Source organism: Mesorhizobium sp. M0761, assembly GCF_040320205.1.
Taxonomy (GTDB): domain Bacteria; phylum Pseudomonadota; class Alphaproteobacteria; order Rhizobiales; family Rhizobiaceae; genus Mesorhizobium.
Genome location: NZ_JAMYPF010000027.1, coordinates 1 through 26960 on the forward strand (window position 1 = coordinate 1; position 26960 = coordinate 26960).

The following is a 26960-nucleotide window of genomic DNA, read 5'->3' on the forward strand; positions in this document are numbered from 1 at the left end:
AGAACCTTGCCGTCTCGCTCACCGACCAGGACGGCCAGAACGCCACAGGCACGCTGTCCGTCAACATCGTCGATGACGTGCCGACCGCGGTTGCCGACATCGACAGCATCGGGGCCGGCCTGTTCGGCCCGGCCACCGGCAATGTGCTGGTTGGCGGAACCGATGCCCTCGACGGCAACACGACCGACGGGGTTGCCGATACCAAGGGCGCCGACGGCGCTGCCGTGGTCGGCGTCGTCGCCGGCGACACCAATGCCGCCCTCGACAATACCGCAACACTCGGCGTGCAGATCCAGGGTCTCTACGGCAAGCTGACGCTGGCCGCCGACGGCACCTACACCTATACCCGCGATGCCGGCTCCGCCGGTGGCCATGACGACGTCTTCACCTACACCATCAAGGACGGCGACGGCGACACCTCGCACACCACGCTGACCATCTCGATCGGCAACTCGCCGCCGGTGATCACCGACCTGACGCCGGCCGCCAACGGCGGCGACGTCACCGTCAACGAGGATGACCTCCTGGCCAGCCGCGGCGTTGGCGAATCGGCCGGCTCCGACACCTCGAAGGAAAGCACCACCCAGGGCGGCACCTTCACCATCTCCTCGCCCGACGGCATCGCCTCGCTGACCATCGACGGCCATGCCTTCATCACCAACGGCGTGTTCACCGCCAGCTCCTTCACCACCGCGCTCGGCAATACGCTGAACGTGACCGGCTACAATCCCGCAACTGGCACCGTCAGCTATACCTACACGCTGCTCGACAACGAGGCCCATGCTACCGGCGCCTCCACCAACAGCCTGTTCGAGAACCTTGCCGTCTCGCTCACCGACCAGGACGGCCAGAACGCCACAGGCACGCTGTCCGTCAACATCGTCGATGACGTGCCGACATTGGGAACCGTGCAAAGCCAGCAGGCAAGCACCGATACGTCGCAAACGCCGGCCGTTGGAACACTCCACTTCGTCGCCGGCGCCGACGGCGCCGGGGCCACCATGACGATCACTGCCAACACAACAGGCATCACTTCGGCCGGCCACAACCTCATCACGGAGCAGTCCGGCAGCGTGTTGACCGCCTATGCCGACAACAACAACAACGGAAGCCATGATGCAGGCGACACGGCGGTCTTTACCATCACCGTCACTCCGAATGCCGGTACGTCGGGGCAGTACACGTTCGACCTTTTGGCACCTTTGGACGGCACTGTCAGTAATGTCTCCGTTGCATCGAGCGGCGCCTTCGGCTCCGGCCCCAGCAATTCCATCGTGGTGACGGCGGGCGGTCAGAATGTCGTGATGGTGACCGGATGGGCGCCAACGGATGCCGGCGGCTCCTTCACCTCACCACACGAGACGGCATGGCTGGCCGGCGGCATGCCATCGTTGACACAAACAAGCAACGTCAACGGTTCGTCAGCAGGTTGGGGCCTCGGCAACAACAATTTCGACGGAGGCGAGTTCATGCGTTTCGATTTCGGGACGCCGGACGACTATGACGGCCCGGGCGGCTATACGGCTCCGGCCATCACCCTCGCGACTGTTAGCTATGCCAAGTTTTCGTTCGATGCGGTTACCGCCGGCGACAAGATCGAGTTCGTCGCCCACTACACCAACGGAACCACGGCTTCCTTCACTCCGGCGGTCGGTGCGACGTTGCTGACGATCACATCGCCTGCCGGAACGCAGATCGCATGGGTCGACGCCTATGAGTCGTCGGGCAAGACCAAGCTGAACCTGACGGATGTCGGGGTCACGAGCACCACGGTCGACCATACAATTCCGGTCGCGTTGCAACTCACGGATGGCGACGGGGACACAACAACGACGGCGAATTTCACTGTCCACGTGGCGGCCGGACTGATACCTTTTGCCATTGCCGCTCCGGTCGTACTCGACCTCAACCATGATGGAATCCACACCACCGATCTGACGCACTCCACCGTTTCGTTCGACTACAACGGCGATGGCGTCGCTTCGAAAACCGCCTGGGTCGATACGCATGACGGTATCCTGGCGATCGATCTCAATGGCGACGGCAAGGTGAACAACGGTTCGGAGATCGTGTTCACCCAACATGCCGCCGGCGCTGCGACCGACCTTGCCGCGCTCGAGCAGCTCTATGACACAAATCATGATGGCAAGCTGACTGCCGCCGACCACGACTTTGCGCAATTTGGTGTCTGGCAAGATGCCAACGGCAACGGCGTGTCGGATTCGGGCGAGTTCAAATCTCTGGCCGCCTTGGGTATCGTCGAGATCGGCCTCGATAGCAACAATCAGCACTCGGTTTCGGCGGACGGCTCGGTCTTGACCTATGGCGAAGCCACCTTCACGACCGCCGACGGTCAGATAGCCGCGGTCGGCGACATCGGCTTCGGCAACTACGATAACGCTAGCTCCGGAAGCACGGCCGCCATCGCCGGCACTTCGGGAGCCGACACGTTCAAGATCGACAATCTAAACATCAAGGATCTGATCGCCGACTACCATGCCGGTGAAGGGGACAAGATCGACTTGAGCGCGTTGTTCGACAAGGCGCCGGCCGGCAACATGGCCGACTATGTGCATTACGACACCGCGACCAGCACCGTGAGCGTCGATACCAGCGGCTCGGGCAACGCGGCCAACTTCGTGGATGTCGCCGTTCTGCAGAATGCGCCTGCCACCGGCACGATCAACATCCTCTACGACGACACACAACATCAACAGCACACGGCCACGATTTAGCACTTATGCGTGGCCGTACTCTCATGCTACATATTAGCGAAACATAAAACCGCAGTTTGGAGAGGGACTTAAATGAAGCGTTGTGCAAGATTGCTGGCTTCGGCCGCGGCGCTGCTGTTGGCTGGATCGACTGGCTTCGCCGCCGACATCATCGAAGGGCCGGTGGCCGACTATTGCCGGACCGTCGGCACATCGAACCTGGTCCTGACCGACAACATCGTCGATCTAAAGTCCGAGGTGGTGAAGCTGATGGACGAGTCCGTGGCCGTCGCCAACAGCTCGGAATGGATCAATTCTTCGCGCCCCGCCTTCATCTGGGCGTCGGAAGCCAAGGTCGCCTGCGGCATGGCCTATGGCTACCTCAAGACGAACTACAAGGACGAAGACACCCTCAACAAGTGCGAATGCTTCCACGACCGCATGGTCGAGTACATGAACTGACCGGAAGGGATCCGGCAGTGCCGGTTGGCTGACCCGATGGTCGGCGGACGATTGACGAGGGCGATCGCCGGAGCGATCGCATTGACCGGTTTTGGCCAGCTTGCCACGCAAGCCCGCGCCAACTGGCTGGAACGACCTAGCCTGGAGAGACCAGCACCGTTCGGCTTGAGGCGGCCGGTTCGCTGCGACGCCGCCTCCGAATGGACTCGCGCGACATTCAAGGCGTTTGCGACATGCCAGGCATCGCTCTACGGCTTGGAACCGGTGCTGGCGCACGCGGTGATGGAGATCGAAAGCGGGTTCGATCCCGATGTGCACGGCGCCAATGGTGAGGTCGGGTTGATGCAGGTAATGCCCGCGACGGCCCGAATGCTGGGCTTTCGTGGCTCGCTCGACGAGCTTGGCGCGCCGGCGACCAACATCGCGCTCGGCGTCAGATATCTGGCGCAGGCAAACAGCCTTGCCGCAGGCGATCTCTGCACCACCGTCATGAAGTATCGTGCCGGGCACGGTGAAACCCGGTTCTCCGAACTTTCGGTCCGCTACTGCCGGCGTGCGCGTGCAATCCTGGCGAGAGAAGGTTTTGCGGTGGCCGGGCCATTGCCGGTGGCGACGTTCGGATTCTCCGCATTCCCGACAGCAGGAGACGATGGTGCCCCTGCCCCGGCGAGGCGGATTTGTGTGCGCCGACTGTTCGTGCCGGGCCCGCGATACATGAAATGCGCGGACTATCGAAGCGCCGGGCAAGCGAGAATGATCAAGGCGCTCCGGGCAAGACTTTTCGACGGCTGAGCCATAATCCAGCAATTGCAAAGAAGGCGAGGCAAGTCTGCCGTAAGATGAACGGATGAGACCGGGACAAATACCCGGCGGGATATGAGGGAGGCATCATGGATTCTGGCCGGCAGCGACACGGTTCGTGGACGTGGGCGATCGTCTTTGCGTTCGCGGGCATGGTGTCGGGCTGCCAGTCGAAAGGCAGCGTCTCGGACGCGCTCGATCCGGCGGCGATCGCCGCACCCGGAGCGCCGGCCGCCGGCGCTGTTGCCGGTCCCGCCCAGGCGACGCAATCGCTCGGCACGGGATCGACGAAGGTCACGATGCTGCTGCCTTTGTCGGCCCCGGGCAACGCCGGCGAAAACGGCAGGAAGATGCTCGATGCGACCAAGCTGGCGATGGCCGACCTTGGAAATGTCCTGCTCACGATTACGGTCGAGGACACCAAGGGCGACAGCGCGCACGCCAGCGAATTGGCTGTGAAGGCGATCACCACTGGAACCAAGATCGTCATCGGCCCGGTCGAACTCGCGGCCGCGCAGCACATAGCCAAGCTGTCGGGATCGAAGCGACCGCCGGTGCTGGCGTTGGCCGACAATTTCGCTGGCGGCCCGGGCGTCTATGCGGTGCGCCTCAACGAGGCCGACAGCGCGGCCGCGGGCGCAGCCGGCCTGGCGGCCAAAGGCAGCAAGAAGTTCGTGTTGCTCGTTGCGGCGGGCGCGAATGCCAGCGTGGTTGAAAAGCGGGTCGCCAACAGTCTCAGCATCTATGGCGCGACGCTCGCCGTCACCGTTCCGTATCGGGCCGGCGATGGCGGCACCAAAGTGGTCAATGATGTGGGCTCGCTGGTCGAGGCTCCCGATGCCATCATCATCGCCAGTGGCGACGACAATCCGGCGCCGATCCTTGCGGCGCTCAAAACGAAAGGCATTCCTGGAAAAGCAATTGCCGTCGTTGGAACCAACCGCTGGCTGGAACATCCGATGGAGCCGCTGTTTGAAGGCTCCTACATCGCCACGCTCGACCCAACGGAAACCGGCCCGATCGCCGACCGCTTCAAGACGACCTACAATTATCCAGCCGACGCCAATGTCGCCTACGCCTATGATATGGTCGCCCTGACAGCAGGAATTGCAAGTTCGGCCGGGCCTGACGGCTTCAGCAAGCAGGTGCTCGAAAATCGGAGCGGATTTCGCGGATCGACCGGCCTGTTCCGGTTTCGGGCGGATGGCTCCAGTGAGCGATCCATGCCCTTCTATCAGGTTCAAAAAGGTGCACTCAAGCTGGTCGCCAAATCGACATCGGGGTATTGAGGGGCAAGGAACCTTGCTTGAGTTGATGGGCTGGCTGAGGCACAATCGCTTGATAGCGCTCGGAAGCCTGCTCCTCCTGGCCGGGGTCTTGTTGATCATCCGGGCCGCAGATCTGCTTCCGAACAATCGGCCGGCGCCACGTCAATCCATCGATCATAGCCAGGCAATGCGACCACCTCCGAGCGCCGCCAATACGCCATGGCGAGGACGGGCACGCAAGATTGCTCAGGACCTTATCGCGCCGCCACAGCTTGATCCGGCGCAAATCGAACGGGTCGAGCCGCGCCCGCCGCTCAGCGACCTTGGTCTGGCTTCGCCTGCAGGGATGCGGATGCCAAAGGATTGGAAAGAGGTCCTGCTGTACCAACCGGTTGCCACCTCGTCGGCAACCTTCGAATCGATGGGGCGCAAGGTAGCCATCAGCGGGATCCAAGGCATTGACCTGGATGAGACCTGTTCGTTTCGTGGCATCGCCTGGCCTTGCGGCCAGCGTGCGCGCGCGACGTTCAATTCCTGGCTGCGCGGCCGGGCGCTGAAATGCGTCGTGCCGCCGGAAATCGATCGTTTTGCCATTGCGGCACCGTGCAGCTTGGGCAAGCAGGATGTCGGCGCCTGGCTTGTTTCCAATGGCTGGGCGACGGCCCTGGCGAGTGGCATCTACGGCAAGGCGGAGGCAGTGGCCAGAGACGCGCAGATGGGGATATTCGGCCCGCCGCAATAGCCGATAATTCGGTGTCGTCCCTTTTACCGCCGTAGCCTTGCTTTTGAAGGCCTGATTTCGGGCCGATGGTAGGTGATTGCGCCATTACTAAAATTGTATGTTTCCTCGAAACTGAAAGTGCAGCACCTTGGCCTTATGACAGCCGATCAGGCGGGAGATTGGCTAATGATGACACCAATGGCGAATAGCTCGCCCCGGCAATGGAAAGATATCGCATGGCTGACTGCCCTGGGATCGGCGGGAATTCTGCTCCTCTCGGTTGGCCTCAACTATCTGCTTCTGTTTTCGGAAGTCTTGACGCCGTTTGGCCGCAGCATGGTCACAGCGATCCTGTTGCCGGTCATGGTCGGTGGCCCGCTTTTGCTGTTCATTGGCCTGCAGCGGACCGAGCTCGTCCGTTATCGAAGAGAACTCAACAAGTCGGCGACCTTTGACAGCCTGACAGGCTGCCTCAACCGGACGGTCTTCACTTCGATGGTCGAAAGGAGAGCAACCAGGCCAAAATCGTCTGGTCCAAGATCTGGCGCCTTCCTGGTCATTCATCCCGAACACATCAGGTCCATCAATCTGCGCTTCGGCCTTGGCTGGGGTGACGAAGCCTTGCGGCTCATAGCCTCGACCATCCAGTCATCGGTACGCAAGGAAGATCTGGTGGGCCGGATCGGAACCTCCATGTTCGGGGTCTTTCTGCCCGGTGCGACAGAAGACGACGCCAGGGAGATCGGCGAGCGTATCCGGGCGCGCGTGGCCCAAGCCTATTTCGCGCCAAAAGGAACCGCGGACACGCTGACCATCAGCGTCGGCGGCGTGGTGTTTGAAAACGAGTTGGAATTCGAGGACATGTTCCGATCGGCGGAATCGCTGTTATCCGGCGTGGAGCACCAGCCTGGACTTCAACTGTCGCACCTCCACAACTAGCTGAGACGACTCGTTGCCGGAGGAACACCGCCGCAAATATGTCTTGCCGCACGGCTGCGACAGCGATCATCTTGCCCTTGTTGCCAAACCGGACGATTGACCCATGGGGCGGTTTCAACCCGTGGGAGGTCTGGCTCCTGACGGTGCTGATGGCATCGGCCGCGCATCGCTGGCAGTATTGCCGGACCGATCAAGTTCTGGTTGCCGCTGGTTGCAGCAACCTTGATCGCCTTGATGGCCGGCTATGGGACCATGCTCCTGCCGCCGAACTCCTGACAGGTCGAGACACCCGCCGCGCGAGTAGCATCAGGTTCGGCGCTCAGGGCACGAGCGACAAAGCTTGAGGGCGCACAGATAGCAGCTGGATCCCCACGGCTCTCTCTTCATCCGTGGGGATCACAAGCACGTCGACGTCGGAACCAGCAAGGCTGATGACCTCGTCGCCTCGTCCATTCAGCTTGTGGTCGATATTAACCGCAAGCCAGCCGGCCACAGCCCCGGCCCTCTCTCGAATATATGGCGCGTTTTGGCCTATGCCTGCCTTGAACACCAGCGTGTCCAGTCCGCCTATCGCAGCGGCCAGCGACCCGATCTCGCGTGCGATACGATAGACGAAGAGATCGACTGCTTCGGCGGCAAGAGGATCATCGGAGTCGATTAGCGTCCGCATATCACCGGATATCCCTGACACTCCGAGCAGGCCGGATTGCTCGTAGAGAAGGGTGACCAATTGTCCGTCTGCAGCTTCCGGTCATTCAAACTTTGAGAATTAAGCGTAGTCCATTGATGTAGTAAGTTTGCAGGCCCGGAGGGTCAGCGTTTTCTACAGGAAATCAGTACGTTAGTGGATGGTTCGCCAAGCCGTTTCTCTCGTATTATCTCGTATGGTCTGGCGAACCAAAGGACCAAGAAGACAACTAGTTCCATGCGAGCTGCATTTGACCATGGTAGTATGAGCGCGGCCGCGTTTGGCCGGAAGTTGACTGGCCGCTTCTGGCGCAAAACGATAACGGACGTTTAACCTGGTCTGGTTCAAGCACCGTTGTCGGGTTCAAATCGCGTGACCACCCCAATGGTACTCCAGTATGGCGCTTCGGAACCTCCAGGTTGCGGGGCCTTGTGATCGCAAGTAAACAGTCGCGGAATTTGGTCACACGAAATGGCCAATGACCGGTTTCGAACGTCCGCAATTCGTGGCGTCAACGATATATTGCACACCGACGGGACCTTACTGACCGATGCCGGCCTGCTCGCCTGGAGGCTGGCGAGGAGCGGCCCGGGGAGTCTCTGGGCCGGCGTCGGTCACCGCTGGCATTACGCTGTTGCCGGCGGAAGCTGACAGTCATTGTGATGAGGGCAATTTGCCCACCATCGTCGTCGAACTGCGCGGCCGTGAATGACCTACTGCATTCCGCAGAGGGAATTCACGTCGGCGCAGAACTCGGCGTAGGGCTTGCTCATTGCCGCGTCATTGCATTCGCGCATGATCATTTCGCGCATGGCCTTAGGCTTGGCCATGAAGACCGCCTTGAACTCGGGCATGGACTTCAGTGTCTTCATCGAGGCATCGGTGTAGAATGGCACGATATTGTCGACGACATCAACCGCGCCGGCAACTGCCATGCTCCCTAGATTGCCGGCCGAGCACCCGCCGCGTGAACGTGCTGCTCAGGGAGAACAATAGCGAACGCGCTCATTGCCTCTCCCTTCGCTGCGCGCTTTGCCCCAGCCCGGCCACGCGCCTTTCTCGTTCGCCGGGCTTTGGGCTTACAATTCCAATCTCGACATAACCAGCTGCACCATCATCACAGAGCCTGCCGCAGAACCGATGAAGCAGTTGCATGATCAACAGCCTGTCATTCTCTACCAGGCATACTATGACGCCTGGCTGGACCCGGGGACCAAAGGACCAGCCTCAAGGACATTCTCAGCCACGACATCGACGGTCAGCTGCAGTTCAACCGCGTTGGACGTGAGGTGAACACGAGCGCCGTCAACAAATTTCCCAACGACCATCCCGGCCTGGTCGGGCGGAGCCGGCGACTTTTTCTGTTCGCCGAAATCGTCAAGCACGCCCCTGCTGGGGCGAAGCTTTCTAAAGCAGCTCCGACCACATATTTTAGGAGGGCGGGATGACAGAGCGTGAGCAAGAGATCGTCGCGAATGCATGGGCACTGGCTACGGGCGCACAACAAATCCTAGAGGCCCTTCTCATCATGCTGAAAAAGTCGGGAACGTCGCGCGACCTTCGATTGCCGGGTAGTGGACCATCAGTTAAGGGTCCGTAGCTAGAGCGTGATAAAGCAGCAAACACACTATCATAGAAACGGCGCTCTGCCTAGCAGCTGGTCTGCCGTCAGGCCGGAAAATAGACAAGATGAAACGCCACCAACGCTCTACCAATCACTACCAATCACTGCCGAAATAACCGTTAGTCGGCGCTAATGTTTCGGTCTGGACTCGCTACCGCTTTGGAAGCATTCTGCACTCGGGGGAGAGGGCGTGGGCAAAGTCCAGCGTCATCAAGGTGCGGATCAGGCCGACCGCTGGCGCAAGAACGCAAAGGGGCGGTGGATGTGGCGACGGCAATATCTGCCGGCGCTGGTGATGGTTCCCTGACCGGTTTTCAAAGTGAACCCAAGCTCTCGACAAGCTCGTCGGGCTCATCCCAGCTGGCTGGCTGAGTGGCACCCGCACGGCCGGCGCGGGGAGCTGCGATATCAAGGGCAACATTTCCACCAGTACCGACGAGCGATTTATCACGTTCCAGGGCAGGAGCATTACTGCGAGACGACGATCAGTTTCAGTACAGCGAGCGCTGGTTGTGCAGCGAGGCTAGGCATGGGCCGCAGGCTGGCGCAAAGCAAGGCGGTAGCGCGGTAGCCACCACCATGTGCAGGCCCACCAGCCCGTCATCATGGTCCGAACCTGATCGCACCCGCCGACCTTGGTCTCAACGTCGTTGATTGGCACTGCCACGCGGCTTTCCTTCATTCGCATGGTTCGCAGACATTAGCATGATCGCATACTCTCATCATCCGGCGTCGTCTCCCTCACAAAGCAGCGCCGGTAAGGCTCGGCGCCCTTCTTGTTTGTCCCATGTGCCAAAGGAGGTCGCCGGGCCTGCCGTTGCTCATCTTTGCGGGTTGCTTCTGATGGCTCCGCTTGGCGCCGTGGCCCTGCGTCTTCCTTCGGGTAAGGCCGGCGAGGCGCTTATCAGACGGCCTGGCATGTAGGATTATGGTCCTCGTTGCGGCGACGCCCTCAATGGAGAGCGCCAATGGCCAGAACAAACCTTCCGAACAGCTTTCCCGGGCTGAAATCGAAGCGCTTCCTGGCGGCAGCCGAAGCGCTGCACAAGAGCATCGCCGGGCCGTTCCTGGCGTACCACAGGGAGCGCTGCCAAGCTCTACCTGAGGCCCATGGACCCCTGTTGAAGTCGATTGAGACGGTCACCTGCCAGCAGGCGCAGTTCATCCGCTGGAACGGGACAGGACCGGCACAGCCCCGGAGAAGCCTCCGGGCTGGTTCTCCTCGCGCAACTCTCGCGCCGCATCACCTCTAAGAGCAGTTCGAAGACGCTTTCGATTTCGCCGTTGATTTGGTCGGCAGGGATGCCAGGCTTCTCGGCCGCTGTCATCAATTGGTCTGCTAAGTCGCTGGCGGCGATCGGATCGCCCCGCGTCACAATCGCGGCGCAGAGGGGTTTTATTAGCTCCCCCTCATCTTGACGCCGGTGCCGGCTGCTCCAAAGTCTTGGGCATGGCTCGGGGAAGTATCAAAGTTGGCGACGAGGTCGCAGTCACGGCGATTGTGCGCGGCCGGGTGACGCCCGATCGCATAAGCGTGACGATCCCCTCCTACGACTTCCCGCATTCTGTTGTCGATTCGACTTCGAAGGCTGTAATTGGCCAGCATATGGAATTGATCGGCCCTGTCACACGCATCGACGGGGGACAAGGTAACCGTCAGCCTCCGGCCATTGGTGACTGTCGAGGCCGAGCACGTGCGCCTTGTCGAAAGACATGTGGCACTTCCACGCGGGCGAAAAAAGTCGCTGGTTGACAAGGCTTAAACTTCGTTGCCGACCCCAGGAACAGCCCACTGAAACTTTCCCCATCACATCGGCTCTGGTCGCCTCCCGCTAGCTGCCGGCGCGTTGCGATATCGGCGCAGTAGACGGGTCGGCATTTTCCGAACTTTCCGACATCTCGTCGCGATGACGTTCGCGAAGGCGCTTCAGTAGTTCGCGTGAGGCTTGGATCGCCCTGCGCGATTGATCCATGTTCTGGCGAAACGTGGCGCGTTCCTCCATGGACTTCTGCCACTTCAGCAAGGTAGCCGTAGTCGCAGTGGCCGCTTGAGCGATATCTATGGGCGTTGCAACCATCGCATCCTCCCAAAAAGGCAATGGTAAACGCAATCTTTATAGGCCCGCCGAAACCCTTTCTTCAATCAAAAACGACCGTACAGATTCATACGCCAAATGGCTATTCGTCGGGGCGCTCGACGGCGGCTTCGTCGACCTCGGCCTCCATCTCGTCGTTGACGGTTTTGGTCTTGCCAAAACCGTCCATCGCCACACCGTCAAAGCCCTGCAGCATGTTCCTGCCAGTAAGCTGGCACCTCACGCTCCTTGCCATCCTTGCGCGCTTGGGCGCCGTACATCCAGGCGTAGGTGGCGCGTTCCTGATCTTTCTTAGGCATGGCCATTTGCATCATCCTCCCGGAAATCCAGCAGCCTTGCGTGCCGCAGCTTCTCTTCGCCTTTGAGGGTCTCGACCCAGCCAACCAGTCCGGGCTTCAGCCACTCGGACACGATCCCAAAGCGCTTGCCGCTCAGCGGCATTGAAGTTGACGAGTGCGCCACCTTTGTAGAGGCCCTTTTCAGCCATGATCACCTGGGTAGCTTTGCCGCGCTCGCGCTGTGCACCGATGATTTGCATTTCCTTTTCCTCAAAGCACTTGATCTTGCGCCAAGCGCTCGTTTGCCGCTGCGATATGGACTGCCCTTGAGCTTCGAGACCATGCCTTCTAGCCCGTCTCGTCGACCAGGTGGCAAACGGCGTCACCAGTGCGGCATCGCTCCGCTGAATTGAATGCGCCCGCCGGCAGGGATCATTTCGTGCAGGATCTCGCCGCGATCTTCGGTCGGCATCCCGCGCAGCTCATGATGCGTGGAACCCTGCCGGTTGCTGACCGTTCTCCGTCAATGGAAGCCCCGAACCAACAGAGCCAAACGATCCTCGTGGTTGACGGCGACGTCATCGCCCGATGCGTCATCGCGGACTATCTCCGCCACTGTGGCTACAGGGTGATTGAGGCCCATTTCGCACGTGAGGCGCAACAAGCGTTGAACTATGCGGAGTTCGGTGTGGACACCGTCTTGTGTGACGTTGACCTGCCGGGCAACATGAACGGGTTCCAACTGTCGAAGTGGGTTCGCGAGAACAAGCCCGAGGTCAAAATAGTGCTTTCTGCCGCAGTAGAACGAACTGCGATCGCGGCGGGCGACCTTTGTCAGGAAGGCCCGCACCTTGCGAAGCCGTATGAGCCGGCCAACGTAGTGGACCATATCAGGCGACTGCAGCGTGTTTGGAGCTTACGATCCAGGAACCCTGGTGCAAAGCGCAATTGATCTCTGTCCAGACGCCGAGAGGCTCGTCTGCATACCAATGGTGATTTAGCCCTGCGAACTGGACGCCGCTCAAAGGAAGAACGGCGTATAAGCCGCAGTCCTGCGTGCGGCCGCAACAGTGGACGGTTGTCGCGCGCAGGACGGAGGAAATTCGCCCTCCTGCCGCGGGCGGTGAACGGGATACCGTAGGAGCGTCAGCATAGCGCCGGCCACAGGACGGGACGCGGCACCGACTGTCCCCGCCCGGAAGTCCGCATGTTTTGGCGAGGCCGACCGGCTGAGATCGTGCGCATTTTGGTTCTCGACGGTACGGCCGCTGATCGGCGATGATGCGAGGACCGAGTTGCCTGGAAGAAATCGATCTGGTCTTGCACCTTTTTTGCTTCCTCATTCGCGGGGCAGCTTGTGATTTTCCAGCCTGACAGACCCTCCCCTGTCTATAAGAAATTCCCGACGCATGAGCGCACGTCCAACACAGTGCGGGCTCCAATGCTCACCGGCTGCGCGAGAATGGTAACCACCTACCTTGAGGGGAGCGCCACGTGCGTAATCAACGATGCAGGCGCTGCCAACCTCGGCATCCCCGGCAGTAGCAGGCTTATAAATGAATATGTCGTTGATCAACGCTATCGGCGCAGCCGCCGGGAGATGGACAGACCGCGTTTCAGCTAGCTAGGGTATCGATGTTCCAGGCTAAAGGCATTGGCATGCCCGAATTAGAAAAAAGACCTGAATCCCGTAAAGCAGCAACAAAATGCCGAAAGCTATCCAGAAGCCGGGTCGCGTAAGCAATGCCAGATCTTTTCTTAGCTGCTCCATTCACATCAACTAACATGGCCAAGCGTCGTTCCCGTCCGCTGGGGACAAATTTCAACTGAGCTGATAGGCTTCGTCGCATAGTGCCGCGCCACTGCGGATCGAGACACCTCAGCGCCCCGCATGAGCACGCGCAACTCGATCGGAGGCGCAAGGAGAAAGTTCGGAACGGTTCCAAGAACCCCAAGCAAATTGAGCGCCGCAGCGGACGATAAGGTTCACGCATATCCCGGCGAACATCCGCACAGCAATGGTCAATATCAACGGCAGAAGGGCGTCCGAAAAGAAACGCATCTCTGCGTCACCGCCTCATCGAGAGTCACCGCTGCGGCATCCTGAATACAGGTCGGCGACCCGAAGAGCATGCATTGCGCAAGATTTTCCAGATGAACTGATGCCGAGACCGGCCCAAGCGTCCACCCTAGCCTCCAGCCGGTCATTGCATGAGACTTCGACAGGCTGTTCACAATTATCGTCCTCTCATTCCGGGACTGAATGCTATTGAGAGGAACTCGCCGTCGAACACTGTGCTGCGGTAAACCTCATCGCTGATGATCCATAGATTGTGCCGCTCGGCAAATGTGGCAATGGTTTCCAGATCCTCCTTGCCGAACACATATCCGCCGGGATTGTTTGGGGAGTTCAGCAAGATCGCCCGCGTTCGATCTCCTACCGCTGAACGGAGAATATCCTCGGATGCCTTCCGCCGCGCATTTTGCAGCGATAGTTTGACGGGTCGGACCACTGCTCCATCGGCGCGTATTGCCGCTTCGTATGTAGATACCAAGGCTCAAGGCAAAGCACCTCGTCGCCAGCTCCGGCAACGGAAGCTTAGTGTGATTGAGCGGCCAGGCGGCCGGTCCCCAATTCGTTCGAATGATGCGCTTGCCTCGCCAATGTCGCATGGTGAGTCAGCCGGCAAACCAAAAACACTCAACCGCCGGTTAGGCCCGGCCGCCTGATGCGCCCCACAAGAGGCTGTGCCGGGCCGTTCGTCGGGGCTTCTGCACCTGAGTTGTTAATGTGCCCAGGCAACACACCATTGACGCCAAGACGATGGCAAGAAGGGGAGCCGCGCAGTCCTCAAGAATAAGTCAGCAGGCACCTAGACCGATGTAGGGCCTTCCGATCGCAGCTCTCGGCTCCTCGCGGCGCCGGCGCCCTGGCATCGTTTGATTGAACGAAGACGCTGAGTTGAGCTCTCGATACAAAAGCATCTCAGTCCTCGTGCCTCAATGGTTCCGGGCATGCGGCTGCAGGGGATGAAGTCATGAAGTTCAGGGATTTGATCAGACGCGCCGAGGACAATGTGGAGAGGTCGTTTGACGATCTCGAAGCTGACTTGGCTAACGCTGTCGACCAGTGCCTCGATTTGGAGGATGTCGCCGACGTGCCAAACATGGCAGGCGAAAACAACGAACAGGATGACAGCGTACCAAGCGAGGACGGTGCCGGCGACGACGATGATAGCTCGCCGATACCAGCGCATCGGATGACCTCACATACGCAGAGCCGAATTGCTGCCGTGAGCTCGTTTAACGGCTTGTTCCACGATGCCAAGCTCCATTTCGAGGAGATCAACGCAAAAATCTCCGAAATTACAAGCACATGTCAACTGACGTTCGAGTTTTTTCACATCCTTCACGCGGACATTCTCCGTGCCAACGAACTGGAGTTGGCGAATCAAAATCTGATCGCAGATCAAAGGAACTTGTCGGAAACACTCAATGACCTGAACAGACGGTACTGTGAGCGTCAAGGCACCGTCGAGACATTGCAGCAGCGCCAGGCAAGCCTTGTTCAGGAGTGTGAAGTGCTCCGTGGCGCGTTGGCCGCGGCAAGGCTGGAGCTGGTCGAAGCGGCGAACACCACCACAAAGAACGAAGCGGAATTTGGCGACCTCACGAACATGCTTGCCGCCGCAAATGTCGAGGCCGACAGGCGCTCCCGAGAGAACAAACAGCTGCGTGAAAAGAATGTGAGCCTGTCTATTGACCTGGAAAAGGCCATGAAGCGGGAGGAAGAGGCACGGCATAGGCTGGATGCCTTCTCCACGATCCATGCCAACGAAGCTGCGCGAAATTCCGAAATGCTGAGTGCGCTCGGCAAGAGCGAAAAAGAGGCAATCAAATTGCACACCTCACTCGAGGTTGCGCAGGCGAAGCTATGGGAGGTGACCGAAGCAGCCAGGATTATGCAGGCGGACATGGATGGCGAGCTTAAACGCTGCCAGGCTGAGAACCGAGGATTGCGCTCAGAAATTCAAAGTCTCCAAGCGCGCTTCGAACTCGCCTCAAACGCAAACAACGAGGCCGCGGCCGAGATCGCCAGGCTCCAGCTACAATGGAGCGACGCCCTGGCCGAAAAACAGGTGACCGACGAAAGGTTGGCCGCACTCACCGAGGAGGCCGAAACCAACAAGGTGAACCTTTCCAAGATCGCCGCAGATTTTGCACAGCTGTCCATGCAGCAGGCGTCCGATCAGATTGAACTCGATGTGAGACGGCAGGAATGCGAGGACTTGCGGGTCGAGATTGCCTCGGTCAATGCTCGGGTCAGGGAATTGCTGCCCTACAAGAGGTCGCATGGAAGCGCGAACGCCTTGCCGCATACATCTGACGTGGCAAATGTAGCGGTGACTGCAGACCGAACGGTGCATGCCGCACGCCGTGTCCGCCGCAGGGCCCTCGCCGCGTCGTAGGAGTAAAGAACCTCTCCTCGTGAGGCAATTGCCCATGTCGATGATCGTGGAACGGTATGCGCTGTTTGTTGCGCAAAAGATGACAGGACACTAACGCTGTTGTTGGGGCAGGACTTGGTGAGGCGGCCAGGAAAATCCTGTTGGGGCATCCTTGTAGCCGGGACAATGTCCCAGACGAGCCTCGCGCGTCGGCCGCAGGCGTCACCCCTGTGGCATCACGTCGCCTACCCTAATATGTCAGCAAGCACGCCTGCCGTGTTCCCGCGGTCGACCGCTCACAGCCGCCATGTCATTCCCGGAAAGCCCTCGACATCTGGTCGGTAAGCGGCTTCAGCAGATAAGACCAGACGCTGTGTTCGTCCGTACTTATGTGAACCTCCGCTGGCATACCGGGTTTGAGCACTTTGGCATCGGTCAGACAGGTGGACTTGTCTTCGACATTGATGCGCGCCGAGAAATAAGAAAGCTGGCGCTGTTGATCTTTTATCAGGTCCGCCGAGATGCGCTTGACAGACCCTTGGCAGGCAGGCGTAGTGCCGGCGTCGAATGCCGGAAACCGGATCGAGACCCGCTGACCTGGACGAACGTCATCTATGCGCGACGGCGCAATCAGCGCGTCGACGACAAGGTTGCCGGTGTCAGGGACAATCATCATGAGAACCTCGCCCGCGGCAATCACGCCGCCGATCGTGTGAATGGAAGATTCCTGTACCGTTCCCGATTGCGGAGCGCGGATGGTGGTTTTGGCCAGTTCGTCCTGTGCCACAACCTTGCGCTCGCTGAGTTCGGTTTGCTTGGCTTCCGTTTCACGAAGTTCGCTCGTCACGTCACTACGCCTTTGTTCATCGAGCTGAAGAATCTGCAATTCGGTCTCGCTGATCCGGGCCTGCGCCTCGGCAACTGCCGCCGCGAGGCGCCCTGATTCTCCGTGCGCCCGGGTGGCATCCAGTCTGATGTTGCTAAGTCGCTCTTTGGACACCAGTTTCTTTGTAAAAAGCGCCTGTACATCGACAAGATCGCCATCCAGCAGGACCACGGATTGTTCTTCCGCGGTCTGTTGCGCCTTGAGGCCCTCAACTTGGCGTTCGAGTTGCTTTGAGCGGCTTTGCAACTGTGCCTTCTGCCCCTTGAGGGCCGTAGCGCGGCTGTCGAACAGCGTGCGCTCACCGTTCACCAGCGCAGCCAGCTCCGGCTCGCCCATTCGCGCTTGAAGGCTGAACGGAAGCTGCATCTCCGACAGGCCTTGCCGCTCTGCCTCCAGCCGCACAAGCCGAACCGTTGCCCGATCAAGATCCTTGCTAATTATCTGCAGATTGGCCCGTGTCAGCGTGTCGTCCAATCGTGCCATCACATCGCCGGCCCGTACATGATCCCCATCTTGCGCGAAGATGCCCCCTATCGTGCCGCCCGTCAGATGCTGGACCTTCTTTATGTTGCTCTCGATCACCACGGTCGCCGGCGCAATTACCGCGCCAGCAATCTTGGTCAGTCCGAGCCAGAGCCCGCCGCCGGCAAGCAACATAAACGTGACCGCCGCACCCAGGATCAGGTTGGCCCCGATTCCATCGCGCGTGCCCGAAATCATCGCGTTGCGCCGGCTCCCATTGCCGATCGGGGCCGATGGAGCCATCGTCGCCTCAGACAAAAAAATATTCCTCATGCGTGACCGCTCACCCCTTTGTGCATCGCGACGGCCGCTGCCGGGCGTTCAACAGGCGCAGCAAAGGGGCGGATGACGTTGGCCAGGACCTCCTCGCGTGAGCCGAAGGCGTGAAGCATCCCATTGGACATTACGAGTACCCTGTCGATGTTGGTAAGGGCAGAAGGACGGTGCGCAACTACGATGACGATGCCTCCACGTCTGCGCACTGCCAGGATCGCGCCGGCCAAGGCGGTATCGCCATCGACGTCCAGATTTGAATTCGGCTCGTCCAGAACGACGAGAAACGGATCGCCGTAAAGTGCCCTGGCAAGCCCGACGAGTTGCCGCTGTCCAGCCGACAAGGCTGTTCCTCCCTCGCCCATGCGTGTTTGAAAACCGTTCGGCAATCGCAGGATCATTTTGTCGACGCCCGCTGCCTTGGCAGCTGCAAGCACGCCCTTGGCGTCGCCCTTCCCGCCAAATCGCGAAATGTTATCGGCAACCGTTCCATCAAACAGTTCGACGTCCTGGGGCAGGTAGCCAATATGTGCGCCAAGGTGTTCTTGGTCCCATTGGTCAAGCGAGGCGTCGTCCAGCCTCACCGTGCCGCGAAGTGGCTGCCAGACGCCCACCAGCGCGCGCACAAGCGTGCTTTTGCCAGAACCGCTCGGGCCGACAACGGCCATTCCCGTCCCTGCAGCCAGGCGGAAGCTGACATTGGCTACCGTCGGTTTTTGCTGGCCCGGTGGCGCTATAGTCAGGTCCTCGACCGCAAGCTCCGCTTGGGGGCGCGGAAGTTCCATATGTTCGTCCCGGTCAGGAAAAGCGGCCAGGGCCGTTGCCAGTTGCGAATAGCTTTGCCGGAACGCGGCGAAGCCTCGCCAGTTCGCGATAGCGGCGTCAACAGGAGCCAATGAGCGGCCCAGCAAGATGGAGGATGCGATGATCACGCCTGGCGAGGCTTCGCCTCCTATCACCAGGTAGGCACCCAGTCCAAGAACGCAGGACTGCAAGGCCAAACGCAGTGCCCTAGAGAGTGCCCCGGTCGCGCCGACGACGTCGGAAAGCCTCTCTTGGTGCCGCAGATATGCGTTATTGATCTCGCCCCAGCGGTGGGCAAGCCGTGCGGAAAGGCCCATCGCGCGTACGACTTCCGCGTTGCGGCGTCCGGATTCGGCGAGATTGCGTTGCGACACCAGCGTCTCGGACGCGCGTGTCACCGATGTGCGGCCAAGAACTTCCGCCATGACCGTGAGCAGCACGACAATGATCGCACCGCTTGTGGACAACAGACCGAGCGCAGGATGCAGGAAATAGATGATCAGCAGGTAAAATGGAATCCACGGAGCGTCGAAGATGACAGTCGGCCCCATTCCGGAAAGGAAGCCGCGTAACTGATCGAGATCACGGAGGGGCTGTATCCGGTTCGCATCCTGCCCGCCAATGAGCGGCAAGGACAGTGAGAGGCCGAACACCCTCTGCTTCAAATTCCTATGGACACGATTGCCCACTCGAACCAGCAGGCGCAGCCGCACGAAATCCAGCAGCCCGTAGACAGCGTAAAGACCCAGCATTCCGATCGTGAACCCGACAAGCGTCGGAACGCTCTGCGAAGGTAAAACGCGATCGTAAATTTGCAGCATATAGACCGAGCCGGTCAGGGCGAGAAGGTTTATGACTGCCGAGAAGACGCCGACGCCTACCAGGCCAGGCACGGTCCCAAGCATTGCGCCTCGCAGATCCGACGAACTCCTTCCACCAGGGTTCATGGGTTTCGACCTCCCGTGAGAGATCGTTGCGCAAGCTCACTGGCCCCACTGGGCACGGACAATCTCTTGCTGTTCAGGAGCGTATCCCCTTAGCCTTCTAATATTACGCCCCACTAACATGCTTGGACTTTAGTCAAAATGTAGCAAAATCGTGGCGCTGACCCGAGAAACCCGGAACCCACATGTTAAATCGGGGGAAAACTGCCGTTCCACCGTATTTGGGCGGGGCTTCATGCGGCGGAGCGGCCCAAGAAAACCGCCCCCTGCCCTTTTTTTCGGGGCATTTTCGCGCTTTAGCGCTTCCTCGCAATAACCAGGAAGTGTTGCGCCAGCTGGCCAGGAACGCAAAGCCTTCTGCAGGCCTTCTCGACAGGCTGCATCATCATTTCACAGAACCCTGGCAACAGGTTTCCCGGCCGAGGCAGAAAACCGTACGGTATCGTCTGATCGACGGTGAATCCCGAGGCAGTCAGGAGGGCCTTGAACCTCGCTGCGCTCAGCGTGTTGCGAATGGTGCGTCCAGACACCCGATTGAGCAGCCGGCACGCCAGGCCGACGGGCGACGTCGCATTCATGTGAACGTTGCACACAAGCCGCCCGCCATCTTTCAGGTGCTCATTGATCGCCTTCAGTGCATGCCATTTCAGTTCATCCTCTGCGTTCAGGAAAAAACGAAATGCCGTTACCACATCGAACGTCATACCGAGCTGCTCCCTTGTCAGGTCGACGTGACGCAAACTCACATTGGGCGGTACTTGCGCGCTGTCGAGCATCGTTCTGGAAACGTCGGCGCCAACCACCTCGCTGAAGAGGCCGGCGGCTACCTCGGCGATGCGGCCTGTTCCGCATGCGAAATCGAGGCAGTTTCGGCTAGCTCCGCTCAAGGGGCGAAGAACGTCGAGGATCAGCGGCTTTTCGATGTTCTCCCAAAGCGCGCCATAATAGCCGGACCTGTGTGTTTTGTTGTAATGTTGGCCGTAGCCGGGCGCGCAATGGCTGGTCCTGTAGCCGTCCGACACGAAGCCGCCCTGCGCATTGCTCTCCTTGCTAGACGTAAATTCCTGCCAATTTCCGGACTCACCGGCGCGCGACCTGGACCGCACAATTCGCGCTGACGGCATATGGAAAGCATAACTTGACGACTGCGTCACCTGATCCGCGTTCGTTGAGGGTGTCAGGGTCGCTCCCTGGTTGAAAATGCGCCTCACCTTGGATCTCCGTTCAGTTGGGTTCGCCCCCCGATAGAACAGTAAGCTCCGCACGGACTGCAGCTGACGCCCTATTGGACTGCCACACTTTGCAGTTCACTGCTGAATCTGGCTTCGACAGTATCCCCCGGCAGCACAATCGCATCTTCGTCAACCAACAGCTTGCGCCATTCATTGCCGATCTTGCGTACGATGGTCACCTGGGCCCGTACCGTTTCGCCGGCAATCGGCAATGGCTGTGTGGATGCTCCGGTCGGCTGCAGCTTCTCGCTGGCGGCATGGAGCCTGGCGGTGACATCCGCCAGCCGGGCGTTGGTGTCCTTCAGATCCGTCAGTAGGCCAATCCTCCTTTGATTGTCGTTGCGTTCGTGCTGTCTGACAAAGTCCTCCTGCTGGCGCCGCGCCCTCATCAGTTCGACCGAGGTTTGAAGCGCGCCGCTTGAAGATAAAAGCAACGCGCGCCTGACATCCGCGAGCCGGGTGTTGGTCAGATTGCCTGCATCGAATGCCTTCGTCACTCGCGCCAAATCTTGCTCATCCGCCTTCACGCTCTCGCCCTCGACTCGTTCGCGTTTCTGCAAAACGCCAATTTGCTCGGCAGCGTCCGTCCGGCCCTTCTCCAGAAAATCCTGCTCTTGCCGGAAATCACTCAGCGCAACCTTCAGCGCCTCTGCTTCAGCCTGTGCCATCGCGGCTACAACGCTCGGCGAAAGAGGTGATCCCTGTGGTGTCTTCTTGTCGAAATCCGCCTGGCCCTGAAGCTCGGCGCGAATGCGGGCGGCGTGAAGGTATTCTTTCGTGTAATCTCCCCAGAGCATTTCGTAGTCGCGCTTGAGATCAACCGGATCAGGCCCGGCCTGGCCTGCCCGTGATCGCAAAAGACTGAAGCCGCCGGAAACGGCCAGCGCCTGCCGTACAGTCATGAGCGGACGGTAGGCCTGTTGTCCCGGGGTGAGCACATCGCCCGTTACATAGATCGGGCGATAGTCCGCTATGATCGCTGTGACATCGTCGGGCTCGACAGTAACTGTCTGCTCCCGTCCATCAGTCAGACGCACGTGAAAAATCTTGCTTGGCAAGACCTCTTGCATGCGCCTTTGCAGTTGGGACGCCGTCAGGCCTGCGACCATGATCATTCCAGCCTCCGGAAGGGCGATATTGCCATCCATCTGGACTACGGCGCGCTGCGTCCGATCAGGGATCGGCGCTATTCCTATCTCGACCGTATCGCCAGGTGAGAGTTGATAGGGCTCGACCTCGCCTGCGCAAGCCATCGAGGTTAGCGACATCATCACGACTGCGCCAAGAACGTATCGTCTACTGAAGGTCATTTGCGACAATCTCCTTCCGGTCAAACACCGGCTTCAAAGGCCATTCAACACGACTAACGAAATCGTATACCGGGCCACCGGGCACGCCCCAGTTGCTGGACCAGACCACCTGGGAGCCGTCCGGAGAGGGAGAGGCATGCGTCTCGCTCCAGTAGTCGAAGGGCGCGTTGTGCGTGTCTGCGACACGGCGGACCTCTCCACTGCCGTCTAGACGCAGAGCAATGACTTGCTGAGCGTAAGGCGCCCAATCCGGGTGCTGCGATAGTTCGGCTGGCGTGCCGCCATAACTCAGAAACACCCAGCCGGGCCTGCCGAGCGACCTGAGTGACGCATGCATGGCCTCGCCATATTTCATCAGCGAGGTAGCCTTGCCATCAGCCAAGCGGCGCTTGATCACCTGATATTTGTCAGGATCCGATTTGCTGATCCCGACATAGATTTCGCTTCCGTCGGAATCGACCGTCATGTCGCCATGGCCCGGTCGATGGTGCTCCATCCACTTCTGGCGCAATATGCCGTCGATGGAGAAGACGAAACTCGCTTCGATTCCGTCCGGTAATTGCTGGGAACACACTATGTTGATTCCGAGTGGTGAGATCGAGCAGGAGCCGGTCGTTCCCGGGAATTCGGCAAGATCGATATCCGGGAATTTCCGCCGTTGCTTGAGATCGTAGCCAAAAACCACCGCTCGGCCGTCATTGTTCGTTGCACGCACCGCAATCCGGCTGCCGTCGCGGCTCGGATTGCCTTTGTTGGGTCCAAATTTGAGGTTGGAGTACGCTCCGGAGGCGAACACGACGTCCTCATGATCGGTACGTGGGGCCCATGTCGCAATCTGCCGGCCCCCGACGCAGATCATCAACTCGGGATCAGTGGGATGCCATTCGCATTCGGTCGCGCGGTTGCGGTGGAACAAAGGCAAGTAGGTTTGTCCGTCGAGAAAGCACAGGCCACCGCAGCCATTGGCGATCAGGAGCAGGCTCTGGTCGGCATTCCAAGCCTGTGCGCTTGAGTAACGGTGGGTGCAGTACTTCTTCCCGCATACACCCGCCCGGCCGAGAACGCCCGGTCTGGTGATCCGTGCGAAAACCATGCCAGACCAAGGATCCCTTGTTTGGCGCACATAGCCTGGCAGGTTGTTCACGACCGCTGTGGCCGCCACCTCCGCTGCCTTGCTTTGACGGCCGCCGGCAACGTAGATGTTGGGAGATATGGCACCGGCAGCCAGCAACAGCGCCAACGCATGACGGCCGCCCAGGGTCATGTCATGTAACCCACTTCGCGCCGTACCCGGCCTTCACTAAGGCGCTCGCGCCACCACGTGATTGTTCGCTCCAGCCCATCGCGCAGGCTGGTCTGTGTCCGCCATCCAGTCTCACGTTCAAAGCGCGAGGAGTCGGCGAGCAAGGCGCGAACTTCGGAATTTTGCGGCCTCAGGCGGCTTTCATCACGACGGACCGGCTTTTTGCAATCGGTCAACTCAAGAACAATGGCCAATACGTCCGAGACGGTCGCAGCGCGTTGGCTGCCAGCGTTGTAGGCGTGGCCGAACTCGAGCTGGGCGAGACCTGCGGTCAGGAACGCTGTCGCGGTGTCTTCGACATAGGTCAGGTCGCGGATCGGGCTGGTATCCCCTACCATGATTGCAGGACATTTCGGGTCGAGGACCTGCCGGATAATGGTCGGCACGATGGCGCGTTCACTCTGGCGCGGGCCGTACGTGTTGAAGGGTCGCATGATCACCACAGGGACATCGAACGACCTGGCGTAAGACTCCGCCATCATGTCGGCGCCGATTTTGGATGCCGAATATGGTGACTGTCCCTGCAGGGGGTGTGTTTCGCCGATCGGCATGGTTTGGGCAGTTCCGTAGACCTCGCTCGTGGAGGTATGGATCACCCGCTCCGTCTCCCATAGGCGCGCCGCTTCGAGGACGTTCACCGTGCCTAGGATGTTGGTTTCCACATAGGACTGGGCAGCGGCGTAGGAATATGGAATCGCAATAAGCGCCGCCAGATGAAAAACCGCGACTTGGCCGCGCATGATCCGGTTAAGGAACGCACTGTCGCGGACGTCACCACGGACGAGCCTCAACTGGCTGCGGATGGTGTCCGGCAGATCGTCTAGCCATCCATGGCTGTCGAAGGAATTGTAAAGGGCAAGGGCTGTGACATCTGCCCCGTTGCGAACAAGCGCCTCCGTGACATGCGAACCGATGAATCCGTCCGCGCCGGTCACCAGGACTTTCTTTCCATTGTAGCTCATCACTGCGCATTCCCTTGGCTGTTTGGAACGCTTCCCTTGGATATTCAAACGTCGATCGGCGGTACCGGAACCCAACCGACCACTGCCAGCACTCCCCGCACCATCCACGCGAGGTCGGAGACGATGGTGCGTCGCGGATAATATGAGAGGTCCAGTGTTGCCTTGGCGGGGAACATGACCTCCCGGTAGAACACGATCGGATCTACGGATTGGGGGAAGTAATGCGCTTCGTGCCGAAAAACGACCTGGGCTGGTCCCAGCAGGCCCGGCTTGTATTGCAGCACGGCCCTAAGCTCGCCCCGGAAACAATCGGCGAAAGCCAGGCTCTCGGGCCGTGGGCCGACGATCGCCATTTCGCCTTTGAGGACATTCCACAGCTGCGGTAGTTCGTCCAGCTTCGTCGCTGCGAGAAAGCGGCCAACGGTGGTCATGCGTGTATCGCCCACGACCGTCAGCGCAAGGCCTTGAGAGCCGCAGTTCACACCGAATTTGCGAAATTTGTACATGCGGAAGGTTCGGCCGCCGGCCCCGATGCGGGTCTGAGCGAACAAGATCGAGCCACCGCCCTCGAGCAGAAGCGCTCCGGCGATCAGCAGCATCAATGGCGCCAATGCGACGGTAGCGATGCCCGCCACCGCAAGATCGATTGCGCGTCTCGCAAAGCCGTGATCAGGATTTGGAACGAACATCCGGTGAAAGGCAGGGTCTAACGCATTCATGCAGCAGTTCCTCTTTGGGCGCCTGCTTTGAGCGCGCCTGTTTTGAGCGCGGCTGCCAGGGCAGCCACGACTGATTCGGCGGCGGCGGAAGTGATCTGGGGGTGCAGCGGAATTGTGAGCTCTCGCTCAGCGAAATCCTCTGTTCGGGGCAAACTCACGCCGGGAAAGCGCTCGCGGTAGAACGTCATTTGGTGCACCGGCGGGTAGTGGATGGTGGTCTGTATGCCCTGTGTCCGCAGCTCGTCGATGACATCCTGCCGGCTCGCGTAGCGCGGCAGGACGATCGGCATGATGTGGTAAGCCGACGTCCGGGGTTCGCTAAATGGAATGACAATGGCTGGGCAACGGTCCGCGATCAGGCGTCGGTACAAGACAGCTATGATACGCCTGATTTCGTTCCACTCTTGCAGGTTCTGCAACTGAACCAGCCCTATTGCCGCTCGCATCTCGTCCATTCGGTAGTTGAACCCGAGCATCGTGACATCATATTGCGGCGTACGACTGTTCAGCCGCTGATGCGTCCCCGTGGTCATTCCGTGCCCGCGGGCCAGGCGAACCCTGTCGAGCAGATCGGGGTCACGTGCAATCACGGCGCCCCCTTCGGCCGTTGTCATGTTCTTGTTGCCATAGAAGCTGAACGCGGCCGCGGCGCCGAAGGTCCCGACTTCCCTAAGCCCGGGCGCGTGCGCAGCGTCCTCGATGATATGCAGCCCGCGAAGCCGGGCGAACCGCTGCCATTGTTCCCGATCGGGGAGATACCCGGCGAAGTGAACGAGAATGACCGCTTTCGTGCGCGTCGTGCACCGCGCTTCGGCTTCCGCAACCGAGATCAACGGCACGTCGACGGACTCGATATCGACGAAGACCGGCGTCGCCCCTACATACAGCACCGCATTCGCCGTCGCCACGAACGTCAGCGAAGGAACCAGTACTTCGTCGCCAGGGCCGATGCCCAAAGCATGGAGGAGAAGATGGAGCGCTGCGGTGCAGGAACCAACCGCAACGCAATCTCGCGCGCCATGCATGCTGGCAAAGGCCTGTTCGAACTCTCGTACCCTGTCCCCCATCGTAAGCCAGCCGCTATCAATCACCTGCGACAGGGCTGCCTTCTCTGGCACGCCTAGGATCGGGGCGCTCACCAAGAGCATCTTGACCTCCTGAAAGCCTTGTTAGTGGCTAGACCTCTGCATCAGACTTTCATGCGGCTGCAGCGGCAGCCGCGACCTCGATTGAGGACGACTGATCTTCCCAGGCAATTGCCTGTGCATTCTGGAAGTCATCGACACGACCGATGTCGAGCCAAAGACCGTCATGCTTGTAAACATGCACGGTCGTGCCGCCCTGCATCATCTGCAGCATCAGGTCATCGAACCCAAATGGGATCCCGGACGGAATGAACCGCAGGACATCTGGGTTCATGCAGTAAATCCCCATGCTGACGAGATGGGAAAGCGTCGGCTTTTCCCGGAAGAGCTGGACGGTATTGTCGATCTCGTCGATGACCCCGAAGTCCATCTTGATATGACGGCACGCCGTGGCGATCGTAACGGGATCCCTATGCAAGCGGTGCGCGGCTACAAACCGGCTCAGGCTTAGATCTGTGAGGACATCGCCGTTCAGAACGACAAATGTTTCGTTCAGTTCATCCCTAATCAGAGAGAGAGGTCCGACGGTGCCGAGTGGCTCCATTTCCTGGGTATATTTGATCTTCAAGTTCCATTGCGATCCGTCGCCGCAGACGCTACGGATCAAATGCCCTAGATACCCTGTCGTAATATACACGTCTTCAATGCCGTTGCGCCGCAGCCACTTCAAAAGCAACTCAAGAACAGGCCGGGCCCCTATCGGCATTAATGGTTTCGGCAGGACCGATGTAAACGGTCGAAGGCGCGTACCCATCCCACCACATTGAATCACCGCTTTCATTCGATCCTCCTGATCTGCAGTTGGCTTTGTTCGGGATCGG

General features: G+C 59.7%; 25 protein-coding genes. 9 read left to right on the forward strand and 16 right to left on the reverse strand.

Annotated elements, in window-relative coordinates; genetic code table 11:
- The 6 genes from NKI32_RS29015 to NKI32_RS29040 all read left to right on the forward strand — a co-directional run.
- Positions 1-2735, forward strand: a 2735-nt coding sequence (locus NKI32_RS29015; RefSeq protein WP_353004785.1) for a beta strand repeat-containing protein, incomplete at its 5' end; no start/stop codon positions are given.
- A gap of 72 nt (positions 2736-2807) precedes the next feature.
- A complete protein-coding gene (locus tag NKI32_RS29020; protein WP_352513659.1) occupies positions 2808-3176 on the forward strand; it encodes a hypothetical protein in 369 nt (122 codons plus the stop codon).
- An 81-nt stretch (positions 3177-3257) separates the two neighbouring features.
- Positions 3258-3968: a lytic transglycosylase domain-containing protein gene (locus tag NKI32_RS29025; protein WP_352513658.1), complete on the forward strand. Its 711-nt coding sequence runs from the start codon at positions 3258-3260 to the stop codon at positions 3966-3968.
- A 98-nt stretch (positions 3969-4066) separates the two neighbouring features.
- Positions 4067-5266, forward strand: a complete 1200-nt coding sequence (locus NKI32_RS29030) for a type 1 periplasmic-binding domain-containing protein (RefSeq protein WP_352626993.1) — start codon at positions 4067-4069, stop codon at positions 5264-5266.
- Between the two features lie 13 nt (positions 5267-5279).
- The gene (locus NKI32_RS29035; RefSeq protein ID WP_352513656.1) at positions 5280-5987 is read left to right on the forward strand and encodes a thermonuclease family protein; all 708 of its coding nucleotides are present in this window, start codon (positions 5280-5282) and stop codon (positions 5985-5987) included.
- Between the two features lie 165 nt (positions 5988-6152).
- Positions 6153-6905, forward strand: a complete 753-nt coding sequence (locus NKI32_RS29040; protein ID WP_352513655.1) for a GGDEF domain-containing protein — start codon at positions 6153-6155, stop codon at positions 6903-6905.
- Between the two features lie 319 nt (positions 6906-7224).
- Here the strand turns inward: NKI32_RS29040 and NKI32_RS29045 are convergent, their stop codons facing one another.
- The gene (locus NKI32_RS29045) at positions 7225-7635 is read right to left on the reverse strand and encodes a hypothetical protein (protein ID WP_352513654.1); all 411 of its coding nucleotides are present in this window, start codon (positions 7633-7635) and stop codon (positions 7225-7227) included.
- A 671-nt stretch (positions 7636-8306) separates the two neighbouring features.
- The gene (locus tag NKI32_RS29050; protein ID WP_353004790.1) at positions 8307-8528 is read right to left on the reverse strand and encodes a hypothetical protein; all 222 of its coding nucleotides are present in this window, start codon (positions 8526-8528) and stop codon (positions 8307-8309) included.
- Between the two features lie 97 nt (positions 8529-8625).
- Between NKI32_RS29050 and NKI32_RS29055 the strand changes: the two genes are divergently transcribed.
- Positions 8626-8886 (forward strand): SOS response-associated peptidase family protein, encoded by a 261-nt coding sequence (locus NKI32_RS29055; RefSeq protein WP_352573804.1) that lies wholly within the window; start codon positions 8626-8628, stop codon positions 8884-8886.
- 2163 nt (positions 8887-11049) lie between these two features.
- On the opposite strand, the gene NKI32_RS29060 is transcribed toward NKI32_RS29055, so the two are convergent.
- From NKI32_RS29060 to NKI32_RS29070, 3 genes are all read right to left on the reverse strand, one after another.
- The gene (locus NKI32_RS29060) at positions 11050-11295 is read right to left on the reverse strand and encodes a hypothetical protein (RefSeq protein ID WP_352513652.1); all 246 of its coding nucleotides are present in this window, start codon (positions 11293-11295) and stop codon (positions 11050-11052) included.
- 197 nt (positions 11296-11492) lie between these two features.
- Positions 11493-11618, reverse strand: a complete 126-nt coding sequence (locus tag NKI32_RS29065; protein WP_353004793.1) for a hypothetical protein — start codon at positions 11616-11618, stop codon at positions 11493-11495.
- 5 nt (positions 11619-11623) lie between these two features.
- Positions 11624-11851, reverse strand: a complete 228-nt coding sequence (locus tag NKI32_RS29070) for a hypothetical protein (RefSeq protein WP_353004795.1) — start codon at positions 11849-11851, stop codon at positions 11624-11626.
- Between the two features lie 179 nt (positions 11852-12030).
- Here NKI32_RS29070 and NKI32_RS29075 point away from each other — a divergent pair, with 179 nt between their 5' ends.
- Positions 12031-12543 (forward strand): response regulator, encoded by a 513-nt coding sequence (locus tag NKI32_RS29075; protein ID WP_352513650.1) that lies wholly within the window; start codon positions 12031-12033, stop codon positions 12541-12543.
- Between the two features lie 1076 nt (positions 12544-13619).
- On the opposite strand, the gene NKI32_RS29080 is transcribed toward NKI32_RS29075, so the two are convergent.
- Entirely contained in the window at positions 13620-13856 is a 237-nt protein-coding gene (locus tag NKI32_RS29080) for an aminotransferase class I/II-fold pyridoxal phosphate-dependent enzyme (RefSeq protein WP_352573806.1), read from the reverse strand.
- A complete protein-coding gene (locus tag NKI32_RS29085; RefSeq protein WP_352513649.1) occupies positions 13829-14146 on the reverse strand; it encodes an aminotransferase class I/II-fold pyridoxal phosphate-dependent enzyme in 318 nt (105 codons plus the stop codon). The genes NKI32_RS29080 and NKI32_RS29085 overlap by 28 nt, the downstream gene beginning before the upstream one ends.
- A gap of 483 nt (positions 14147-14629) precedes the next feature.
- Between NKI32_RS29085 and NKI32_RS29090 the strand changes: the two genes are divergently transcribed.
- On the forward strand, positions 14630-16060 hold the full coding sequence (locus NKI32_RS29090; RefSeq protein WP_352513648.1) for a coiled-coil domain-containing protein: 1431 nt from the start codon (positions 14630-14632) through the stop codon (positions 16058-16060).
- A 289-nt stretch (positions 16061-16349) separates the two neighbouring features.
- On the opposite strand, the gene NKI32_RS29095 is transcribed toward NKI32_RS29090, so the two are convergent.
- The 9 genes from NKI32_RS29095 to NKI32_RS29135 form a co-directional block, all read right to left on the reverse strand.
- Positions 16350-17645 (reverse strand): HlyD family type I secretion periplasmic adaptor subunit, encoded by a 1296-nt coding sequence (locus tag NKI32_RS29095; RefSeq protein WP_352513662.1) that lies wholly within the window; start codon positions 17643-17645, stop codon positions 16350-16352.
- Positions 17646-17716: 71 nt separating this feature from the next.
- A complete protein-coding gene (locus NKI32_RS29100) occupies positions 17717-19429 on the reverse strand; it encodes a type I secretion system permease/ATPase (protein WP_023681048.1) in 1713 nt (570 codons plus the stop codon).
- A 335-nt stretch (positions 19430-19764) separates the two neighbouring features.
- On the reverse strand, positions 19765-20679 hold the full coding sequence (locus NKI32_RS29105; RefSeq protein WP_352626986.1) for a class I SAM-dependent methyltransferase: 915 nt from the start codon (positions 20677-20679) through the stop codon (positions 19765-19767).
- A 71-nt stretch (positions 20680-20750) separates the two neighbouring features.
- Positions 20751-22010, reverse strand: coding sequence for a polysaccharide biosynthesis/export family protein (locus tag NKI32_RS29110; protein WP_023706595.1), 1260 nt, complete (start codon positions 22008-22010; stop codon positions 20751-20753).
- Positions 21997-23274: a hypothetical protein gene (locus tag NKI32_RS29115; RefSeq protein ID WP_023706594.1), complete on the reverse strand. Its 1278-nt coding sequence runs from the start codon at positions 23272-23274 to the stop codon at positions 21997-21999. Before NKI32_RS29115 ends, NKI32_RS29110 begins: the two co-directional genes overlap by 14 nt.
- Positions 23271-24275: an SDR family NAD(P)-dependent oxidoreductase gene (locus NKI32_RS29120; RefSeq protein WP_023748029.1), complete on the reverse strand. Its 1005-nt coding sequence runs from the start codon at positions 24273-24275 to the stop codon at positions 23271-23273. Before NKI32_RS29120 ends, NKI32_RS29115 begins: the two co-directional genes overlap by 4 nt.
- A gap of 44 nt (positions 24276-24319) precedes the next feature.
- Positions 24320-24994, reverse strand: a complete 675-nt coding sequence (locus NKI32_RS29125) for a sugar transferase (protein WP_023681043.1) — start codon at positions 24992-24994, stop codon at positions 24320-24322.
- Positions 24991-26142 (reverse strand): DegT/DnrJ/EryC1/StrS family aminotransferase, encoded by a 1152-nt coding sequence (locus NKI32_RS29130; protein ID WP_023706592.1) that lies wholly within the window; start codon positions 26140-26142, stop codon positions 24991-24993. The genes NKI32_RS29125 and NKI32_RS29130 overlap by 4 nt, the downstream gene beginning before the upstream one ends.
- Before the next feature lie 49 nt (positions 26143-26191).
- Positions 26192-26920 carry a nucleotidyltransferase family protein gene (locus NKI32_RS29135; RefSeq protein WP_023706591.1) on the reverse strand — a complete coding sequence of 243 codons (729 nt, stop codon included), beginning with the start codon at positions 26918-26920 and terminating at the stop codon, positions 26192-26194.
- Positions 26921-26960: the final 40 nt, after the last annotated feature.

Bases quoted from the DNA above. Each gene is read 5' to 3' on its own strand.
- NKI32_RS29020 (WP_352513659.1), top strand. From the start codon at position 2,808: ATGAAGCGTTGTGCAAGATTGCTGGCTTCGGCCGCGGCGCTGCTGTTG.
- NKI32_RS29030 (WP_352626993.1), top strand. From the start codon at position 4,067: ATGGATTCTGGCCGGCAGCGACACGGTTCGTGGACGTGGGCGATCGTC.
- NKI32_RS29040 (WP_352513655.1), top strand. From the start codon at position 6,153: ATGATGACACCAATGGCGAATAGCTCGCCCCGGCAATGGAAAGATATC.
- NKI32_RS29050 (WP_353004790.1), bottom strand. From the start codon at position 8,528: ATGGCAGTTGCCGGCGCGGTTGATGTCGTCGACAATATCGTGCCATTC.
- NKI32_RS29060 (WP_352513652.1), bottom strand. From the start codon at position 11,295: ATGGTTGCAACGCCCATAGATATCGCTCAAGCGGCCACTGCGACTACG.
- NKI32_RS29065 (WP_353004793.1), bottom strand. From the start codon at position 11,618: ATGGCCATGCCTAAGAAAGATCAGGAACGCGCCACCTACGCCTGGATG.
- NKI32_RS29070 (WP_353004795.1), bottom strand. From the start codon at position 11,851: ATGCAAATCATCGGTGCACAGCGCGAGCGCGGCAAAGCTACCCAGGTG.
- NKI32_RS29090 (WP_352513648.1), top strand. From the start codon at position 14,630: ATGAAGTTCAGGGATTTGATCAGACGCGCCGAGGACAATGTGGAGAGG.
- NKI32_RS29095 (WP_352513662.1), bottom strand. From the start codon at position 17,645: ATGATTTCGGGCACGCGCGATGGAATCGGGGCCAACCTGATCCTGGGT.
- NKI32_RS29100 (WP_023681048.1), bottom strand. From the start codon at position 19,429: ATGCTTGGGACCGTGCCTGGCCTGGTAGGCGTCGGCGTCTTCTCGGCA.
- NKI32_RS29110 (WP_023706595.1), bottom strand. From the start codon at position 22,010: ATGACCTTCAGTAGACGATACGTTCTTGGCGCAGTCGTGATGATGTCG.
- NKI32_RS29115 (WP_023706594.1), bottom strand. From the start codon at position 23,274: ATGACCCTGGGCGGCCGTCATGCGTTGGCGCTGTTGCTGGCTGCCGGT.
- NKI32_RS29120 (WP_023748029.1), bottom strand. From the start codon at position 24,275: ATGAGCTACAATGGAAAGAAAGTCCTGGTGACCGGCGCGGACGGATTC.
- NKI32_RS29125 (WP_023681043.1), bottom strand. From the start codon at position 24,994: ATGAATGCGTTAGACCCTGCCTTTCACCGGATGTTCGTTCCAAATCCT.
- NKI32_RS29130 (WP_023706592.1), bottom strand. From the start codon at position 26,142: ATGCTCTTGGTGAGCGCCCCGATCCTAGGCGTGCCAGAGAAGGCAGCC.
- NKI32_RS29135 (WP_023706591.1), bottom strand. From the start codon at position 26,920: ATGAAAGCGGTGATTCAATGTGGTGGGATGGGTACGCGCCTTCGACCG.